The sequence below is a fragment of the Streptomyces sp. NPDC048521 genome (genome assembly GCF_043199855.1).
Classification (GTDB): Bacteria; Actinomycetota; Actinomycetes; order Streptomycetales; family Streptomycetaceae; genus Streptomyces.
Window position 1 is genome coordinate 148143 of the sequence record NZ_JBICWR010000012.1, and the last position, 18079, is coordinate 166221.

The 18079-nt window shown below is 73.6% G+C and carries 17 protein-coding genes; 14 read left to right on the forward strand and 3 right to left on the reverse strand.

Annotated features, from left to right (window positions below):
• Positions 1-49: 49 nt before the first annotated feature.
• From ACGFRF_RS26440 to ACGFRF_RS26465, 6 genes are all read left to right on the forward strand, one after another.
• Positions 50-907, forward strand: a complete 858-nt coding sequence (locus tag ACGFRF_RS26440) for an NAD-dependent epimerase/dehydratase family protein (RefSeq protein ID WP_393743965.1) — start codon at positions 50-52, stop codon at positions 905-907.
• 169 nt (positions 908-1076) lie between these two features.
• On the forward strand, positions 1077-1979 hold the full coding sequence (locus ACGFRF_RS26445; protein WP_393743967.1) for a LysR family transcriptional regulator: 903 nt from the start codon (positions 1077-1079) through the stop codon (positions 1977-1979).
• A gap of 195 nt (positions 1980-2174) precedes the next feature.
• On the forward strand, positions 2175-2522 hold the full coding sequence (locus tag ACGFRF_RS26450) for a tetratricopeptide repeat protein (protein ID WP_393744276.1): 348 nt from the start codon (positions 2175-2177) through the stop codon (positions 2520-2522).
• A 449-nt stretch (positions 2523-2971) separates the two neighbouring features.
• Positions 2972-3616: a peptide deformylase gene (locus ACGFRF_RS26455; RefSeq protein ID WP_393743969.1), complete on the forward strand. Its 645-nt coding sequence runs from the start codon at positions 2972-2974 to the stop codon at positions 3614-3616.
• A gap of 44 nt (positions 3617-3660) precedes the next feature.
• Entirely contained in the window at positions 3661-4566 is a 906-nt protein-coding gene (locus ACGFRF_RS26460; RefSeq protein WP_393743971.1) for a hypothetical protein, read from the forward strand.
• 11 nt (positions 4567-4577) lie between these two features.
• Positions 4578-7289: a caspase family protein gene (locus ACGFRF_RS26465; protein WP_393743973.1), complete on the forward strand. Its 2712-nt coding sequence runs from the start codon at positions 4578-4580 to the stop codon at positions 7287-7289.
• 7 nt (positions 7290-7296) lie between these two features.
• On the opposite strand, the gene ACGFRF_RS26470 is transcribed toward ACGFRF_RS26465, so the two are convergent.
• Positions 7297-8727 (reverse strand): dihydrolipoyl dehydrogenase family protein, encoded by a 1431-nt coding sequence (locus tag ACGFRF_RS26470; RefSeq protein ID WP_393743975.1) that lies wholly within the window; start codon positions 8725-8727, stop codon positions 7297-7299.
• A gap of 140 nt (positions 8728-8867) precedes the next feature.
• Here ACGFRF_RS26470 and trxA point away from each other — a divergent pair, with 140 nt between their 5' ends.
• On the forward strand, positions 8868-9245 hold the full coding sequence (trxA, locus tag ACGFRF_RS26475; RefSeq protein ID WP_393743977.1) for a thioredoxin: 378 nt from the start codon (positions 8868-8870) through the stop codon (positions 9243-9245).
• A gap of 57 nt (positions 9246-9302) precedes the next feature.
• On the opposite strand, the gene ACGFRF_RS26480 is transcribed toward trxA, so the two are convergent.
• Entirely contained in the window at positions 9303-10304 is a 1002-nt protein-coding gene (locus tag ACGFRF_RS26480; RefSeq protein ID WP_393743979.1) for a LacI family DNA-binding transcriptional regulator, read from the reverse strand.
• A gap of 149 nt (positions 10305-10453) precedes the next feature.
• Between ACGFRF_RS26480 and ACGFRF_RS26485 the strand changes: the two genes are divergently transcribed.
• Positions 10454-11116, forward strand: a complete 663-nt coding sequence (locus ACGFRF_RS26485) for a TetR/AcrR family transcriptional regulator (RefSeq protein ID WP_393743981.1) — start codon at positions 10454-10456, stop codon at positions 11114-11116.
• Between the two features lie 17 nt (positions 11117-11133).
• The gene (locus tag ACGFRF_RS26490; protein ID WP_393743983.1) at positions 11134-12285 is read left to right on the forward strand and encodes an FAD-dependent oxidoreductase; all 1152 of its coding nucleotides are present in this window, start codon (positions 11134-11136) and stop codon (positions 12283-12285) included.
• Positions 12286-12539: 254 nt separating this feature from the next.
• Here ACGFRF_RS26490 and ACGFRF_RS26495 read toward each other — a convergent pair whose 3' ends face one another.
• Complete coding sequence (locus tag ACGFRF_RS26495; RefSeq protein ID WP_393743985.1) at positions 12540-13220, reverse strand: TetR/AcrR family transcriptional regulator; 681 nt, start codon at positions 13218-13220, stop codon at positions 12540-12542.
• 101 nt (positions 13221-13321) lie between these two features.
• Here ACGFRF_RS26495 and ACGFRF_RS26500 point away from each other — a divergent pair, with 101 nt between their 5' ends.
• The 5 genes from ACGFRF_RS26500 to ACGFRF_RS26520 all read left to right on the forward strand — a co-directional run bounded on the left by ACGFRF_RS26500 (position 13322) and on the right by ACGFRF_RS26520 (position 17959).
• Positions 13322-13885: an NAD(P)H-dependent oxidoreductase gene (locus ACGFRF_RS26500; RefSeq protein WP_393743987.1), complete on the forward strand. Its 564-nt coding sequence runs from the start codon at positions 13322-13324 to the stop codon at positions 13883-13885.
• Between the two features lie 648 nt (positions 13886-14533).
• Positions 14534-14737 carry a hypothetical protein gene (locus ACGFRF_RS26505; protein ID WP_393743989.1) on the forward strand — a complete coding sequence of 68 codons (204 nt, stop codon included), beginning with the start codon at positions 14534-14536 and terminating at the stop codon, positions 14735-14737.
• Between the two features lie 217 nt (positions 14738-14954).
• Complete coding sequence (locus ACGFRF_RS26510; protein WP_393743991.1) at positions 14955-15929, forward strand: alpha/beta hydrolase; 975 nt, start codon at positions 14955-14957, stop codon at positions 15927-15929.
• A gap of 360 nt (positions 15930-16289) precedes the next feature.
• Entirely contained in the window at positions 16290-17714 is a 1425-nt protein-coding gene (locus ACGFRF_RS26515) for an amidase (RefSeq protein WP_393743993.1), read from the forward strand.
• Between the two features lie 26 nt (positions 17715-17740).
• Positions 17741-17959 (forward strand): hypothetical protein, encoded by a 219-nt coding sequence (locus ACGFRF_RS26520; RefSeq protein ID WP_393743995.1) that lies wholly within the window; start codon positions 17741-17743, stop codon positions 17957-17959.
• Positions 17960-18079 lie beyond the last annotated feature (120 nt).

The following is an 18079-nucleotide window of genomic DNA, read 5'->3' on the forward strand; positions in this document are numbered from 1 at the left end:
TCCCGCAGGGTTGGGAGCGAATCACTCGACCCGACGAGGGACAGAGATCATGAAGGTTTTCCTCACCGGTGGATCCGGATACATAGGCAAGGCGACGATCACCGCGCTGATCCGGCACGGACACACCGTCGAGGCACTGGCTCGCAATGAACGGGCGGCGGACGCGGTCGGTGCGCTGGGCGCGGTGCCGGTGCTCGGGGGGCTCGGTGACCTGGGCGTACTCAATGCGGCGGCGGCGCGAGCCGAAGCAGTGGTGCACCTGGCCCAGGCCGACAGCGGGGAGGCCGACCTCGCGGCGGCCGCCGCGATGCAGGACGGCATCGGGACGGGCACCTACGTCCACACCGGGGGCACCTGGGTCTACGGCGACACCCACGGCGTGGCCGACGAGACCGCCCCGTGGAATCCCCCGGCCCTGGTCGCCTGGCGCCGGCCTGTCGAGGAGGCGGTTCTCGGGCGGGCGGAGCGGGGCGGACGGCCGGTCGTGATCCAGCCCGGCCTGCTCTACGGCGGAGAGAACCGGCTGATCGATCTCTTCTTCACCGCACCCGGCAAGGACGCGGGGGCCATCCCCTACATCGGCGACGGCGGCAACCACTGGGCCCTTGTCCACGTCGACGACATCGCGGAGCTCTACGTCCGCGCGCTCAGGGCGAAGGCGGGCTCGGTCTACGTCGGCGTGGGCGGCGTCAATCCGACGGCCAAGGAGGTCGCCCTGGCCGTCAGCCGAGGAGCGGGCCTCGAAGGAAAGATCGCGTCCATCTCGCTGGAGCAGGCGCGTGAGCAGATGGGCGCCGTCGCGGACGCTTTCGCCCTCGACCAGCAGTTCGCTCCGTCGCGTGCCCGTGCCGAGTTGGGGTGGACCCCTGCCCACACGGACCCGCTGGCCGTGCTGGGGCGCGGCTGAGTGGGACGTCGCCGGTGCCCGGTGTGCCGCCTCCTGCGCGGCACACCGGCCACCGGCGGGTAGATTCGGGTGCCATGACGCCGGCCCGCCCGGCGGGGTCCGGCCGCATGATCGTTCCGTGCCTGCGCGGACGTGGCGGTTGCCGCGAGAGAGTGGACGGTGAGTCGCTGTGGACGTCGATCTGCGGAAGCTCAGGTATTTCGTGGCAGTGGCCGACGAACTCCACTTCGGACGGGCGGCCGAGCGCCTGCACATCGCCCAGCCGGTGCTGTCCCGGCAGATCCGCGCCCTGGAGGACGAGCTGGGAGCGGAGCTGTTCGTGCGTGATCGTCGCGGCACACTGCTCACCCCGGCGGGCGAGCAGGTGCTGGAGGACGCACGGCCGCTTCTGGCGGCGTCCCAGGCACTGATCAGGCGGGTGCGATCCGCGGCCCGGGGCACACCGACGTTCACCATCGGCTTCATGCCCGGTATCACCGTGACCGCCGCCGTCGTCGCCCTGACCTCGCGTCGTCCCGGACTCGAGGTTCGGCTCCTGCGCACCAGCTGGGACGACCAGGTGGAGGTCCTGCGGGACGGCCGAGCGGACGTGAGCGTCGTCCGCCTGCCGATCGACCAGCAAGGTCTGCAGGTCCAACCGCTGTTCCAGGAGCCCCGCGTCGTCGTGCTCCCCGCAGGGCATCGGCTGGCCGGCGAGCCGTCGGTGACCATCGCCGACCTGGCCGGCGAGCATCTTCTGCAGGATCCGGATGCCGTGCCGGAGTGGCGCGACACAGCTCTCGAGATGCGCGAGAAGGACCGGCCGAAGGTTCCTGTGATCCATCAGGTCGAGGAGAAGCTGGAACTTGTGGCCGCCGGAGCCGGAATCTGTGTGCTGCCGCTGTCCACGGCCGGCTTCTACACCCGGTCGGACGTGATCCCCGTACCGCTCGAGGGCGTCGGCCCCAACCGGGTGTGCCTGGCGTGGGTGGCCTCCCGGCGCTCTCCGCTCATCCACGACTTCGCAGAGGCCGCTTCGAAGACGCTTGCGAGGCCGGAGTCCGAGGCGGCACCGAAACCGCACCCGGCGTAGCCCTCCTGTAGCACGTCCGGCACAGCCGTCCACGTCTCCAGGTCACAGACCTGGTGTTTCCTTTCGCTGGCCGTGTCGTCTGCATGGTGGGAACGTCCCCCCTTCCCGCGCCCTGACCAGCGGGAAAGATTAGTGGAATATTGAACAACCGCGTTCCGTTGTGGCCCTCGAAGGAGGTCACGAGTGGAGACGCAAGTGGAGACCACGTACTACGACCAGGGAACCGCCGCCGAGCGCTGGGAGCGCGCGCAGCTGTTCTTCGACGCGAAGGACTACGCGGGCGCGGCGCGGGTGCTGGCCGGGCTGGTCGAGGAGGTGCCGGAGCAGACCGGTCCCCGGCTGCTGCTGGCGCGCGCCTACTACCACTCGGCCCAACTGCGCCGTGCCGAGGCCGAGTTGCGGATCATCGTCGAGCGCGACCCGGTGGAGCACTACGCGCGGCTGATGCTGGGCCGCACGCTGCAGCGGCAGGCCCGGCACGAGGAGGCGGAGCGGCATCTGCGGCTCGCCTCGGCGCTCGCGGGTGACTTCCCGCAGGAGTGAGCCGTATCTCCAGGGCCCGGTTCCCCTCGGGGGGCCGGGCCCTCGGCATGCCTCAGGCCAGGGCGGTACCGTCCGTGTGACCGCCTCGATGTCCTCCCCAGGGCCCGGGCCGTGCCCGGCCCCCGCCGGTGCCCGGTGCCACATCGCCGCCCGCGTGCTCACCCGCCGGCGCCGGCCGCCGAGACGGAAGGGAGAGGTCCGCAGGTCGTCGACGCCCGCGCCCGCGTACGGCGACCAGGTCAGGCCGGTCGCGGACCGGAAGAGGAACCCGGCGGCGGCCCACACGCGGGCGGTGCCGAGCAGGCCGAGGGTGCGCCGGCGCCCGCTGGTCCCGCGCGTCCCGCGGGAGGGAAGCCAGGGCGGTCCCGTAGGCGGAGCATGAAGGGCTCCGGGCCCCGGGATGCCGATGACCTGTGCCACTGACGGCGCGGACATGGCATTCTGACGCGATGGCACCTCCCCGTGATCACGCACCGCTCGCCGAGCGGGTCGAGGAACTGCTCGCCGCCGGCGGCCCCCTGCCCATCGTCGCCGCCGGACAGCCGGTGCTGCGGCACGGCACCGAGCCGTACGACGGTCAGCTCGGGGCCGCCCTGCTGGCCCGCTTCATCGAGGCCCTGCGCCTGACCATGCACGCCGCTCCCGGCGTGGGGCTCGCCGCACCGCAGGTCGGCGTGGAGCTGCGGATCGCGGTCATCGAGGACCCGGCACCGGTGCCCGAGGAGATCGCCGTGGCCCGGGGCCGCGTCCCGCAGCCGTTCCGCGTCCTGGTCAACCCGGTGTACGAGCCCGTCGGCGCCGCCCGCGCCGCGTTCTTCGAGGGCTGCCTGAGCGTGCCGAGCTGGCAGGCGGTCGTGGCCCGGCCCACCGAGGTGCGGCTGCGCGGCGAGGACGAGCAGGGCCGCACGCTGGACGAGGTGGTCAGCGGCTGGCCGGCCCGGATCGTGCAGCACGAGACGGACCACCTCGACGGCACCCTCTACCTGGACCGCGCGGAACTGCGCTCCCTGTCGACGAACGAGGCGGTGGCGGCGCTGTGGGCCCAGCCGACCCCGCAGAGGGCGGCCGAGACCCTGGGCTTCGAGCTCCCCTAGGCCCTGACACCGCGTAACCTTGTTCCCTCGGCCGGGGAGGGGTCTTGAGCAAGGTCGTCTTCGTGCACGGCGTCGGCAAGCAGTATCTGAGCGAGGATTCCCTGGCCCGGGACGTGGTCCCCGAACTCCTCGGCGGCACAAGGCTCGCGGGCGGGCCGGTGCCGTCGCCCGAGGAGGTCGGGGTGGCGTTCTACGGCGACCTCTTCCGGCCGGCGGGCACGCGCGTCATGGGCGGGATCCCGTACGACGAGGCCGACGTCGAGACCGACGAGGAGTTCGCTCTCCTCATGGAGTGGTGGGCGCAGGCGGCCCGGACGGATCCGGAGGTCCCCGGCCCGGATGCGACCGGCACCCGCGGGCCGGTCGGCTGGGCCGCCTCCCGCACCTTGCGCCTGAACGCGGTGCGCGCGGCCCTCGACGCCCTGACCGGCGCCGGTTACCTGCGCGGTGTCCTGGACCGGGCGCTGATCGGAAGCCTGAAGCAGCTGACCGGCTACCTCACCGACGACACGGTGCGGCTGGCGGCCCGCGACCGGCTGGCGGCACGCATCACGCCCGACACACGGGTCGTCGTGGCGCACTCACTCGGCTCGGTGGTCGCCTACGAGACGCTGTGCGACCCGGCCCGCAACGGCGACTGGGACGTACGGATGCTGGTCACCCTGGGCTCGCCGCTCGGCATGCGAGCGCTCGTCCTGAGCCGCCTGGACCCCACCCCGGCCGACGGCCGGGCGGTGTGGCCGAAGCCGCTGCGTGCCTGGACGAACGTCGCCGACTCGACCGACATCGTGGCGGTCGTACGGGACCTGCGGCCCGCGTTCGGTGACGCGGTCACCGATGTGCTCGTGCACAACGGCAGCCACATGCACGAGGCCACCCGGTATCTGACCGCGGTCGAGACCGGCCGGGCGATCCGCGCCGGTCTGCTTCCAGAGGCCGCGGCGGAGTGAAGCGATACGTCGTGGCAGCGGGCACGCGCCGCTACCGCGAGGGCGCCGAACTCCCGCGCGTCCACGAGGACGTCGACCGGGTGGTGGGCCTCTTCACGTCGATGGGTTATGAGCGGGTCCTGACCTCGGTGTCGTACGACCCGTCCGCCGCGGGGTTCGAGAACGCCTTGGCCGACTGGTGCCACTCGGACCGGCTCACCGCCGACGACGTGGTGGTCGTGTACTACGCGGGGCACGGCGACCTGGCACCGTCCGGCGGGTACCGGCTGGCCTGCGCGGACAGCGCGGCCGCCCGGCCGCGGTCCTGGCTGTCGCTGACGAACATCGCGATGAGTCTCGCCGATTCCCCGGTCCGCAACGTGCTGTTGATCGTGGACGCCTGCCTCGCGGCCGCGGCCGGCTCGGACATCGGCCAGGTCACCGACGCCATCGTGGCGCGCCGGCCACGTGCCGACACCTTCGGCGCGGGAACCTGGCTGCTGGCCTCCGCCCGGCATCGGGACCTGGCGGTGGACGGGGCGTTCGTCACCGAACTGGCGTCGGCCTGCGGGCAGGGTGACGGTCCGTCACAGCGGTATCTGGCACCGAGTGTGCTCGCCGACCGCGTCAACCGTTCTTTCGTGGCCGCGGGCCTGGCCCAGCGGGCCGCCTGCTCGTCGGTCGACCAGTCCGAGCCGCCGCCGTTCTTCTTGAACCCCGCGTTCGACGAGCATGCCGAGATATACTTCCAGCGGCTGCCACCGACCCGCCACGCGGTGACGATCGCCCTCCTCACCGCCCTGGCCTTCGGTGAGGGCAACGGGCTGCCGCGTCGGATCTGGGTGCCGGTGGCGGCTCGGTTGCAGGCCGGCGTCGTCACGCTCCACGATCTCGACGGCTCCGGGCAGGCGGAGGTGATCCGCACCGACCTCGACCGACCGGCCCTCGTCGACCACATCCATCGGGCGCAGGGCACGGTCGTGGCGATCGCCGAGTGGGACCGGCTGACACTGCTCGACCTGGGCTCGGCAATCACCGTCTCGGAGCCGTACAGCCTTGACCTGTGGCGGCGAGGACGCTTCGCCCACGCGAGCGAGCAGGAGCCCGTGTTCGTGGCCGCGAACGGCGACGAGCTGCTCGTGATGCGCCTGAACGGCCCGACGCTGCGCGCCAGAGCGGAGGACGCCGCGATCGACGGGGCCCTGCTGACCGCTCCCGTTCTCCATGACGAACGGGTGTACCTCGTCATCTCCGACCTCGTCGGCCCGGTCCTGGTGGTCGACTGCGCCTCGACGGCGGTCAGCTCCCCTCTCTACGGTCACGAGAGTGCGGTGTGCCTGGTGCGGGTGCTGTCCTCGGCCGACGCGCACGGCCCCGACGTCCTCGCGATCGGAACAGACGGCACGGCGCGGTTGTGGCCCTGGCCGGGCAACGCGAAGGAGACAGCGCGCGCCCCCACCCTGGATGCCGGCTCACCGCGTATCGATGATTTGGTCGCGTGGCACGGAGCCCCCGGCACCGTGCTGGCCTTCGCGGACGGCGGCATGCGGAGTCTCACCTCCATGGTCAGCGCGGGGGGACCGCACCAGACACACCGTCCCCCGTCGGGCGACGGGTTCCACGCCTTGCACGGCCCGTGCGTCCCGGATCCCGACGGCCTCCTCAACATGCTGGTCCGAGTGTCTTCCGGCGTGGCGGCCCACGCGTACGCATGGTGCCGTGTGGGAGCCACCTGCGTGGACTTGCAGTGCGTCACGGAGGACTCCGGCTCCCCCGGAAGCGGCCTGCACGCGCATCTGGTTCCGCCGACATCGTTCCGTTCCCGTACGCGGGGTCTCTTCTTCGATGCCCTCCAGGGCACCTCGAAGGCGCTGGACTCGCCCGATACCGCTGCGGAGTGGGAGCCGATCCCCTGGGGGGTCGCGCCCCGGCACGATGTCGTCGTATCGACCGCCTTCACGGGCCTGTCCGGCAGACTGACGCTGATCACCGCGGTCAGACCGGCCCGGTCGCTCGAGCAGACGGTCGGGGGGAGCCTCGCCTTTCCCACCATGCCCGGACTGCCGGGTGCTCCGGCGGTCCGGAACGTCGGCACCGACGCGCATGTCGTCGGCCGTGTGTGGACCCATGGAGCGGACGGCTGGGCGGACAGCGGTTCGCTGCCCCTCGTCCCCGGTGTCGTTCGCCTTCTGCCTCACCATGGCGCCGGCGGCACCCGGTGGATCGCGCAGCGCGGACAGGACAACGCCTGTCGGGTTCTCGACCTGGAGACGGTTCGCGAGTACGCGCTGAGTCCGCCATGGTCGCCTTGGCACAGACCGCACGCGTTCACCTCGCCGCGTGGGGAGTGGTGGACGGAGCAGCCGGACGGAACCCCTCTGCTGCTCTTCACCGGTGTCCCGTCGGATCGTGGGGGACCTGCCTCCCGTGTCCTCGTCTGGGGTCCCGACCGGCCCGAGCAGGTCCCACGCGCTCTGCCCGTTCTGCTGTCCGGCGCCCTGTGCACCGGCCAGGCCCCCAACGGCGAGGCCGTCGTGGCCTTCAGTGACGCGTCCGGCGTCTCCCTCTGCCACCTACCCTCCTGCGAGAAGGTCTGGTCGGCCCCGTTGCCCGCTCACATCACCGCCCTCGTCCCCGTTCCCGGCAGCCCCCACCTCGACCTCGCCGTCGGCACCCAGCAGGGTGTCGTCTTCCTCCGGCCGAGGCTGTCCCGCTCGTGGCGGGACCGCCTCGGGGTCGGGTGACAGGGGCTCACGCGTCCCGGTACGCCTCCAGCAGCCGCAGCCACACCTCGCTCAGGGTCGGGTAGGACGGGACCGCGTGCCACAGGCGGCTGATCGGGACGCGGCCCGCGACGGCGACGGTGGCCGAGTGGATGAGTTCGCCGACGCCGGGGCCGACGAAGGTGACACCGCGCAGGATCTCGTCCTCCAGGTCCACGACCATACGGGCGCGGCCCTTGTAGCCGTCGCCGTACAGACCCGCCCCGGCGACGGAGGAGAACTCGACGTCGACGGCGCGGACGCGGTGGCCGGCCTGTTCGGCCTCGGCGAGGGAGAGACCCACCGCGGCGGCCTCGGGGTCGGTGAAGACGACCTGCGGTACGGCGTGGTGGTCGGCGGTGGCCACGTGGGCGCCCCAGGGGTCGTCCAGGAGGGGGGTGCCGGCGGCGCGGGCGGCGATGGCGGCGCCGGCGATCCGGGCCTGGTACTTGCCCTGGTGGGTGAGGAGGGCGCGGTGGTTGACGTCGCCGACCGCGTACAGCCAGTCGGTGCCGGTGACACGGAGGCTGTCGTCGACGTCCAGCCAGGAGCCGGGTTCCAGGCCGACCGTGTCCAGGCCGATGTCGTCGGTGTGCGGGACACGGCCGGTGGCGAAGAGGATCTCGTCGGCCTCGATCCGGTCACCGGTGCCGGTGACGGCGACGACCGTGCCGTTCTCGCGGGTGACGGACTCCACCGAGGTGCCGGTGCGGACGTCGACGCCGGCCTCGCCGAGGGCCTCGGCGACCAGTTCCCCGGCGAACGGCTCCATGCGGTTCAGCAGGCCCTTGCCGCGTACCAGCAGGGTGACCCGCGAGCCGAGGGCCTGCCAGGCGGTGGCCATCTCGGTGGCGACGACACCGCCGCCGACGACGAGCAGCCGGCCGGGTGCGGCCTTGGCGCTGGTCGCCTCGCGGCTGGTCCAGGGCTCCACCTCGGCCAGGCCGGGGAGGTCGGGCAGCTGGGCGCGGGTGCCGGTGCAGACGGCGACGGCGTGCCGGGCCGTGAGCGTGGTGACCGTGCCGTCCGGGGCGGTCACGGTGACCGTGCGGGGTCCGGCGAGGCGTCCGTGGCCGCGGTGGAAGTCGGTGCCGGTGCCGTTCAGCCAGGCGACCTGACCGTCGTCCTTCCAGTGCGAGGTGTACTCGTCCCGGCGGGCGAGCACGGCCGGCGTGTCGAGCGGCCCCTGGACCGCCTGGGCGAGGCCGGGCAGGCGGCGGGCGTCGGCCTGGGTGATGACCGGCCTGAGCAGGGCCTTGCTGGGCATGCAGGCCCAGTACGAACACTCGCCGCCGAGCAGTTCGCTCTCCACGAGCGCTGTGGTGAGACCGGCCGCGCGGGTCCGGTCGGCGACGTTCTCCCCCACGGGCCCGCCCCCGAGCACCACGACGTCGTACGCGATGGATTCCGTTTCCGTCATGGGGTCAGTCTGGTGGGTGGTGTGCGCTCTGGCCACATGGGTACGCGCGCGGAACACAGGCATGCACGTGTGGAATAGGCGGCCCGGCGGCCGTGTTTGAGCCGTCGGCACACCCCACACCAGGAAGAGGGAAACACGCCATGAGCAGCACCGTGGAGCTGACCAAGGAGAACTTCGACCAGACGGTCACCGAGAACGACTTCGTTCTCATCGACTTCTGGGCGTCCTGGTGCGGGCCGTGTCGCCAGTTCGCGCCGGTGTACGAGAAGGCCGCCGCGGACAACCCGGACCTGGTCTTCGGCAAGGTGGACACCGAGGCGCAGCCGGAGCTGGCCGCGGCCTTCGAGATCCAGTCGATCCCGACGCTGATGATCGTCCGTGACAAGGTCGCCATCTTCGCCCAGCCGGGTGCGCTGCCCGAGGCCGCTCTCGCGGACGTGATCGGCCAGGCCCGGAAGCTGGACATGGACGAGGTGCGCAAGAGCATCGCCGCCCAGGAGGGCAACGCCGGCCAGTAGTCCCGCGGGACGCCGTGCGGTCGTCCGGCGCGGGTGCGGCCCCGGACAGGTTCCGGGTCAGCTGGACTCGCGCCGGACCACCTCGGCCCCCAGCACCTTGTGGACCTCCGGCTCGCCGCCGGGGTCGCGTACCGCCCGGTCGACCAGTTCGGCGAGGTCGCGGCCGGAGGGCAGTTCGATGTGGACCGTGCTGAGCCGGGGGCGCAGCAGCCGGCCGAGCATCAGGTCGTCGGCACCGATCAGGGCCAGGTCCCCGGGGATGCGCAGGCCCTCGTCCTGGAGCGCGCGCATGAGCAGCATCGCGTACTCGTCGTTGTAGGCGAACAACGCGTCCAGGCCCAGCTCCCTCCAGCGGGCGGCGAGTCGGGCGGCGGCCTGCTCCGTGTACGCGAGCGGCAACTCCGTGACAGCCGCGTCCGTGCCGTGCAGAGCCTGGCGTACGCCCGCGAGCCGGGGCCGTGAGTACGCCTCGAGGCCGGGCTCCTCGGGCACGACGACGCCGATCCGGCGCCGGCCCCGCTCGTACAGATGCGTGCCCGCGCAGTGGCCGACGGCGGCGTGGTCCATCACCAGGGCGTGGGCGCCGTCGACGCGCTCGGGGCCGAGGGTGACCACGGCCCGGGCGCCGGACCGCTTGAGGACCTGGACTCCCTGCGGGCCCGGCCCGGCGCCCGGCACCAGCACCGCGACCGGCCGCAACTCGGCCCAGGCGCGGGCGGCTTCGTCGCCCTGCAGGCCGACGCTGCCGTACTGCACGACGGTGTAGTCGAGACGGCCGAGCGCCCACTGCAGTTCGTTGAGGAAGCTGCTGTAGAGCGGGCCGACCGGGATCGCCGGGGCGGGCATGAGGACCATACGGCTGTGTCCGGCGCGCAGACTGCGGGCGGCGGCGTGGGGCACGTACCCCAGTTCCCGCGCGGCCTCGTGGACACGCCGGCGTGTCGGTTCGCTGATCCGTACGGCGCTGGTGTTGTTGAGGACGTAGGACACGGTCGCGCGCGAGACGCCGGCCAGGCGGGCCACATCGGCACTCGTGGGCGTGTTCGGTATCTGCACCATGACAGACCGCATCTTGGCAGAGGGGCGGAGGCCGGGATCAGGCGGGGGAACGTGGTTCATCGTTGGACGGAATGCGGTGTCGTACACCCATCGCCGAACACGTTCGTCACGAACTTGTTCGTCACGAACATGTTCGTTAGTGTGACGGCATGACCGCCGCTCCCCGCTCCCGCCGTGAACGACCCGCCAAGCCCGCCCTGACCAGGGAGGGCATCGTCGCCGCCGCCGTCGCGATCCTGCGCGCGGAGGGGCTGCGCAAGGTGACCATGCGCCGGCTGGCGCAGGAACTCGACACCGGCCCCGCCTCGCTGTACGTGTACGTCCGCAACACCGACGAGTTGCACGCGGCCGTCCTCGACGAACTGCTCGGCACGGTCGGTCCCGCCCCGGCCGAGGGCGACTGGCGGGAACGGCTGGAGAAGGTGCTCACCGCCTACACCGCGATGCTCCTGGAGCACCCGAGCCTCGCCCGCTCGGCGCTGACCGCCCGGCCCAGCGGCCCGCACTACCTGCGGCTCATCGAGACCCTGCTGGCACTGCTCCGGGCGGGCGGGGTGGCGCCCGAGCGGGCGGCCTGGGGTGTCGATCTGCTGCTGCAGCACGCCACCGCGACCGCCGCCGAGCACGCCGGGGCGGAGTCCCCGGACGAGTGGCAGGCCGTGGACCGCGCCCTGCGCGAGGCGCCCGCCGACACCCACCCGCACATCGCCGCCACCGCGGACGCGCTGCTGTCCGGCACCCCCGAGGCCCGCCTGTCCTGGGCCTTCCAGGCCCTGATCAACGGCATCGAGCGGACCGCCGTACCCGACTGAAGCACCAGGAGGCCACCGTGACCACCACTTCTTCCCTCCCGCACCGTCCCGTCGCCGTCGTCGGCGCGGGCCTCGGCGGGCTCACCCTCGCCCGCGTCCTGCACGTACACGGCATCGAGGCCGCCGTCTTCGACCTGGACGCCTCACCGGCCGCCCGGACGCAGGGCGGCATGCTCGACATCCACGACGACTCCGGCCAGCGGGCGCTGCGCGCGGCCGGGCTGCACGAGGAGTTCCTCGAGCGCGTCCATCCCGGCGGCCAGGCCCTTCGGGTGCTCGACCGGTACGGCACCCTCCGCCTTGCCGAGTCCGACGACGGCACCGGTGGGCGCCCCGAGATCGACCGCGGCGAGCTGCGGGACCTGCTGCTCGGCTCCCTGCCGCAGGGCACCGTCCGCTGGGGTGCGAAGGTGACCGGGGCGCGCCCGCTGGGCGGCGGCCGGCACGAGGTGACGCTCGCGGACGGCACCGCGTTCACCACCGACGTCCTGGTCGGCGCGGACGGCGCCTGGTCCCGGATCCGCCCGCTGCTCTCCCCCGCCCGACCCGCCTACACCGGTGTGTCGTTCGTCGAGGCGGACCTGTCGGCGGCGGACCTGCGCCACCCGGTGAGCGCGGAGGTGGTCGGCGGCGGGATGCTCTTCGCGCTCGGCGCGGGCCGCGGCTTCCTCGCGCACCGGGAGAGCGACGGCAGTCTGCACGTGTACGCGGCCGTCGAGGCGCCGGAGGACTGGCTGGACGGCATCGACTTCACCGACCCCGAGGCGGCGAGGACGGCCGTGCTGAAGGAGTTCGACGGCTGGGACGAGAGCCTTCGGGCGCTGGTCGCGGACGCGGACGGGCCGCTGGTGCCCCGGCGGATCCATGCCCTGCCGATCGGTCACCGCTGGGACCGGGTCCCCGGCGTGACACTGCTCGGGGACGCCGCCCACCTGATGTCGCCGTTCGCGGGCGAGGGCGCCAACCTGGCGCTGGCCGACGGCGCCGACCTGGGCCTCGCGCTGGCCGCGCACCCCGGGGACACCGAGGCCGCGCTGGCCGCCTACGAGGCCGGGATGTTCCCGCGCGCCGAGGCGTCGGCGGCGAACTCCGCGCACAGCGGAGCCCTGCTGTTCCGCGCCGACGCGCCGCAGGGGCTGCTCGACATGTTCGCCGGGCAGCTCGGCTGAGCAGCCCCGGCGGGCGGCCCCGGCCGGGCGGTTCGCCGGCGCACGACGACGACAAGAGCCTCCCGTCACCTGCTCCACAGGCCCTGCATCGCGAGGGGACCGACGGACGGCCTCGGCGGGGTGGGCCCTCGCGGACGGTCTCAGCGGGGCGGCTCTGCGCGGACGGTCTCAGCGAGGTGAGTAACTCTCGCGGACAGCCTCAGCGGGACGGCTCTGCGCGGACGCTCTCAGCGAGGTGACTCTCACGGACAGCCTCAGCGGGGTGGCTCTGTGCGGGTCGTCCGGGCGACGAGGTCGATCCAGGCGGCCTCCAGCCGTTCCATGGGCATTCCGCACTGCCGGGTCAGGTGGTGGATCAGGGCCGGGTCGAGCGAGGCCATCAGCGTGTGGGACAGCAGCTCGCAGTCGGCGTCCGGCACGATCTGCCGCAGCAGCATGGTGACGTGGGTGCGCAGCGCCCGGGCAGCGGGGTGGGAGAACCGGCGGTCCGGCTCCGCCTGGGCGGCCAGCTGCAGATCCAGCTGCTCCGCGGAGCGGTACAGCACCGCCACGCCGAACGCCCGCAGCCGCGCGAGCGGCGGCGCCCCGGGACCGAGCGGCGGCGGCCCGCTCAGGAAGTCCGCCTGCAACTGCCTGCCCGAGTGGTCCAGCAGGGCCATCAGCAGCCCCGTGCGGTCGCCGAAGCGACGGAAGACGGTGCCCTTCCCCACCTGGGCGGCGGCGGCCACCGCCTCCATCGTGACCCCGGCCACCCCGTGTTCCGCGATGAGGCGGGCGGCGGCCTCCAGCAGCCGGGCCCGGTTGCGGGCCGCGTCGGCGCGCAGGCACGGTTCCTCGGGAGCCGGGCCGACACTGAGCAACTCGGGGGCGTCGAGGGGCTCCTGAGGCTGCGGGAAGGGCGGCAGGGCGCTGGACATGAAGCCAGCGTAAAGCATCGGGAACAAAACTGGACCGCGGTCCGCTTAGGGTGGTAGAAACTTAAACGGACCCCGGTCCGGATCGTAACAGCGATGTTTCAGCCCCCTTGGAGTTCCCCATGTCCGTTCGTATCCTCGCGCTCGTCGGCAGCCTCCGCGCCGGTTCGCACAACCGCCAGCTCGCCGAGGCGGCCGTGAAGCTCGCGCCCGAGGGCGCCGAGGTCGAGCTGTTCGAGGGCCTGGCCGACATCCCGTTCTACAACGAGGACATCGACGTCGAGGGCGGCGTCCCGGCCCCCGCCGCGAAGCTGCGCGCGGCCGCGCAGGCCGCCGACGCCTTCCTGCTCTTCTCCCCGGAGTACAACGGCACCATCCCGGCCGTCCTGAAGAACGCCATCGACTGGCTGTCCCGCCCGTACGGCGCCGGCGCCTTCGGTGGCAAGCCCGTCGCCGTGGTCGGCACCGCCTTCGGCCAGTACGGCGGCGTGTGGGCGCAGGACGAGGCCCGCAAGGCCGTGGGCATCGCCGGCGGCAAGGTGATCGAGGACATCAAGCTGTCCATCCCCGGCTCGGTGACCCGCTTCGCCGAGACCCACCCGGTCGACGACGCCGAGGTCGCCGCCCAGCTCACCGAGGTCGTCGCGCGCCTGCACGGCAACGTGGGCGAGGTCGCGGCCGCCTGAGCCGTACGTCTCCCGCACGGGGCCGGAGCTGTTCACAGCTCCGGCCCCGTCCGCGTCGCCGCCGCGAGCCGCCCGGCCGCACCCGCGGACCGCGGACCGCGGACCGCCGTCGCCGGCCCGTTCAGCCCGACACCAGCCGGTCGGCCGGCGGGCCGCGCCGGTGCAGCACCCGCCGTCCGGCGCCGGTGGCGTCCAGCAGCGCAGGTGCTGGGAGACGGCGCTCGGTGTCACGCCCAGTCGGCGGGCGAGTTCCACGGTGGGCCGGGGTTCGGCGAGCAGGCGCGGCAGGGTGGTCCGGGGCGCGCCCAGCAGCGCGGTGAGCGCGGAGGCGTCGGGCGGGAGTCCCGGTTCCCACAGGGTCGCGGTGCCCCGGCCGGGCCAGGCGAGCACCGGCGGTGCCTGCGCGCTGATCGGGGGCGCCGGCTTGTGCGCGAACACCGACGGGACCAGCCGCAACCCCCGCCCGACCCCTGGCGGTCGTGCCGCTGCTCGCCCGAGCCGTCCTCCGGACGTGGTCCCGGCGTCCCGGCAGCGCTGTCCGCACCTGCCGGCCGAGCCCTTCCGCCTGCCGCGCACGGAACCGGCCCTGCGCCGCTCCGCCTTCTTCCAGGCGACGGTGTTCGCCGGTTTCTCCGCGGCGGGGACCGGGTGGCGCTGCTGCTGACCGGTCCGGTGTACGGGCTGGGCTCGGCCGCGGTCGGGCTGCTGGCGCTGGTCAACGCGGTCACCATGTTCGTCACGCCGTTCGCGGGCCGGCTCGTGGACCGGCGGGGCGCCGACGCGGTGAACCGCCTCAAACCGCGGTCCTCGCCCTCGGCGGCCTCGGCGGCACCGCCGGCCTGCTGTCCCTAGTGGCCGGCACGCTGCTGCCGGACGTCGGCATGCAGTCCGGCACGGTCGCCGACCAGGTGCGGATCTACGCCCTCGGCCCGCAGGTGCGCAGCCGCCGCATCCGCTCGTTGCGCGTGTCGCCGCGGCCGACCGTGTGCCACGGGGTAGGCGACTGCTGGCCGCACACTTCCGCTCCGCCACCTCGCCGGAGCGGACTCCGAGCACCTGAGGAGACGCCATGCCCCTGGTCCCGCCGCCGTTCGATCCGGAACTCGCCGCCGCGCTGGAGCTGATCAAGGACGGGACCACGCCCGGCTTCACCCTGGACGACCTGGACGCCGCCCGGCGGGCCGCAGGTCCCGAACTGCACCGGTTGCTGGACGTCACCCTGGACGGCGCCTTCGAGGCGGAGGACCGGGCGGTACCCGGTCCCGAGGGCGCCCCCGACATCTCCCTGCTCCTCTGCCGCCCCGCGTCCACGCGGCTCACGGCCCCGATGCCGGTGATCTACCACGTGCACGGCGGCGGCATGATGACCGGGACCAACCGGACCGGCGTGACCGAAGCCCTGGCCTGGGCGCGCGACCTGGGCGCGGTCGTGGTGTCGGTGGAGTACCGGCTCGCCCCCGAACACCCGTACCCCGCGCCCGTCGAGGACGTGTACGCGGGTCTGCTGTGGACCGCCGGGCACGTCGAGGAGATCGGTGGCGACCCGGACCGGATCGTCGTCGCGGGCGCCAGCTCCGGAGGCGGCCTCACCGCGGCCCTGGCCCTGCTCACCCGGGACCGGCAGGGCCCGCGGCCGCTCGGCCAGCTGTTGATGTACCCGATGCTGGACGACCGCAACGACACCGTCTCCGGCCATCAGATGGTGGGCCTCGGCGCCTGGGACCGCACCGCCAATGAGACCGCCTGGACGGCGCTGCTCGGCGACCGCCGCGGCGGCCCCGACGTCCCCCCGTACGCCGCCCCCGCCCGCGCCACCGACCTGTCCGGCCTGCCCCCGGCCTTCCTGGACGTCGGCTCCGCGGAGACCTTCCGGGACGAGGTGGTCGGCTACGCCTCCCGCATCTGGCAGGCCGGCGGCGCGGCCGAACTCCACGTCTGGCCGGGCGGCTTCCACGGCTTCGACGCCCTGGCCCCCGAGGCGGCCCTGTCCCGGTCGGCCCGGGCGGCACGCGTGACGTGGCTGCGGCGGCTGCTCACCCGCTGACATGGGACCCGGAACGCGCGGCCTCGGTTTCCCCAGGCGCTCACGGGGGCCGTCGGGGCGTTCAGCGCTTTCACGGCCTTTCCTCTTCACAGCGCCTCCTCGCACAGCGAGGTCCAGCGGGCGGCCGATCTTGCGCCCGGTTCCGGGGGAAGAGCCCCGAGGGCGTCACCGCGCGGGACCACCGGGGTCTCCGGCCCGTCGGGTCGGCGTTCCGCCGGCCGGCCCCGGTCAGCCCCGGCCGAGCTCGCCGACCGGCACCCGCTCCCGAAGACACCCGCGCGGAAACCGTAGGCGCGCACCCGACATGACGTTACCGTTCAGTAGACATCGTGCCCGGAGCCTCCCGGAGGTGCTCCCCCCATGACAGCCGACCGTGCCGCAGGCCTCACGGAGAGCCGACGCGCCCTCGCCGACGGGGAGGTGACCTCCCGCACGCTGGTGGAGCAGGCCCTGGCCCGGATCGAGGCCACGCAGCCGACGCTGAACGCCTTCCGCATCGTGCGCGCCGAGGCCGCGCTCGCCGAAGCCGACGCCGCCGACCGGGAGTTGGCCGCGGGAGTGCGCCGCCCGCTGCTCGGGGTGCCGGTGGCGGTCAAGGACGACATGGACGTGGCGGGCGAGCCGACCGCGTTCGGCTGCCGGGGCGACTTCCCGCCGGCGGCAGCGGACGGAGAGGCGGTACGGCGGCTGCGCGCGGCCGGTGCCGTGATCGTCGGCAAGACGAACACCTGTGAGCTGGGGCAGTGGCCGTTCACCGAGGGTCCGGCGTTCGGCGAGACCCGCAACCCGTGGCACACCGGGCACACACCGGGCGGCTCCTCGGGCGGTTCGGCCGCCGCCGTCGCCGCCGGGCTCGTCCCGGCCGCGCTCGGCTCCGACGGCGCGGGCTCGGTGCGCATCCCGGCCTCCTGGACCCACCTGATCGGCATCAAGCCGCAGCGCGGCCGCATCTCGACCTGGCCCCGCGGCGAGTCCTTCCACGGCATCACGGTCAACGGCACCCTCGCCCGCACGGTCGCCGACGCGGCCCTGCTGCTGGACGCGGCGAGCGGCAACCACGACCGGGACCCGCACCGGCCGCCCGCGCTGACCGTGGCGGACGCCGTCGGCCGCGACCCGGGGCGGCTGCGCATCGCCCTGTCCCTGAAGCCGCCGTTCACCGCCGTACCCGCCCGCCTGGATCCGGCGGTCCGGGCCCGGGTCGTCGAACTCGCCGAGAAGCTGGGCGCGTTGGGCCACGAGGTCGAGGAGGCCGATCCGCCCTACGGCCAGATCGGGCTGACCTTCGTGCCGCGCGCCACCGCCGGGATCGCCGAGCGGGTCCGGGAGGCCCCCGACCCCGCGCTGCTCGATCGGCGTACCCGGGACGCGGCCCGGCTGGGCCGGTTGCTCGGTGGGGCTCCGCTCAGGGTGGCCCGGCGCGCGGAGGCGGTGCTGCACCGGCGGATCGGCGCGTTCTTCCGGTCGTACGACGTGATTCTCGCGCCGACCACGGCCGCTCCCCCGCCGCGGATCGGTGCCCTGTACCGGCTGGGCGGGTTCGCCACGGACCGCGCGATGATCGCCGCGTGCCCCTACGCCTGGCCCTGGAACGTGCTGGGCTGGCCGGGCGTGAACGTGCCCGCCGGGTTCGTGGACGGCGGCCTCCCGGTCGGTGCCCAGCTGCTCGGTCCCGCCGGCAGCGAGCCCCTGCTGGTGTCCGTCGCCGCCCAGTTGGAGGCGGAGCTGCGCTGGCACGAGAGGTGGCCGCCGCAGCGGACGGAAGCCGGCACACCGGCCACGTGACCGCGTTGCGCCCGTACCCTGGGGCCATGGGCGACGCGTCGATGGTCGGGCTGATGGGGCGGGTGACGGGGACGGTCGGGCCCGGGCTGGTCGGCGAGGTGATCGTGCGGGTGCGCGGTGGCGCGGAGCACTTCCTCGCCTACCCGGCCGACGGCACGGCCCGGATCCAGCCGGGCACGGTGGTGATGGTGGTGGAGCACCTGCCGCCGAGAACGGTGTACGTCACCGCCGCGTACGACAGTTGAGCGTGCCGCGCCCCCGGTGAGGGCGGTACGCGTCAAGATTGCAACAAGGATCCGCCGGTGTCTTCTCGGCGGGTCCGCACGGGAGCACACTCCCTTCGTTCGGTGCCGAAAGGGCACCAT

Bases quoted from the DNA above. Each gene is read 5' to 3' on its own strand.
- ACGFRF_RS26485 (WP_393743981.1), top strand. From the start codon at position 10,454: ATGACCGCCGCTCCCCGCTCCCGCCGTGAACGACCCGCCAAGCCCGCC.
- ACGFRF_RS26470 (WP_393743975.1), bottom strand. From the start codon at position 8,727: ATGACGGAAACGGAATCCATCGCGTACGACGTCGTGGTGCTCGGGGGC.
- ACGFRF_RS26520 (WP_393743995.1), top strand. From the start codon at position 17,741: ATGGGCGACGCGTCGATGGTCGGGCTGATGGGGCGGGTGACGGGGACG.
- ACGFRF_RS26455 (WP_393743969.1), top strand. From the start codon at position 2,972: ATGGCACCTCCCCGTGATCACGCACCGCTCGCCGAGCGGGTCGAGGAA.
- ACGFRF_RS26500 (WP_393743987.1), top strand. From the start codon at position 13,322: ATGTCCGTTCGTATCCTCGCGCTCGTCGGCAGCCTCCGCGCCGGTTCG.
- ACGFRF_RS26480 (WP_393743979.1), bottom strand. From the start codon at position 10,304: ATGGTGCAGATACCGAACACGCCCACGAGTGCCGATGTGGCCCGCCTG.
- ACGFRF_RS26510 (WP_393743991.1), top strand. From the start codon at position 14,955: ATGCCCCTGGTCCCGCCGCCGTTCGATCCGGAACTCGCCGCCGCGCTG.
- trxA (WP_393743977.1), top strand. From the start codon at position 8,868: ATGAGCAGCACCGTGGAGCTGACCAAGGAGAACTTCGACCAGACGGTC.
- ACGFRF_RS26515 (WP_393743993.1), top strand. From the start codon at position 16,290: ATGACAGCCGACCGTGCCGCAGGCCTCACGGAGAGCCGACGCGCCCTC.
- ACGFRF_RS26495 (WP_393743985.1), bottom strand. From the start codon at position 13,220: ATGCTTTACGCTGGCTTCATGTCCAGCGCCCTGCCGCCCTTCCCGCAG.
- ACGFRF_RS26440 (WP_393743965.1), top strand. From the start codon at position 50: ATGAAGGTTTTCCTCACCGGTGGATCCGGATACATAGGCAAGGCGACG.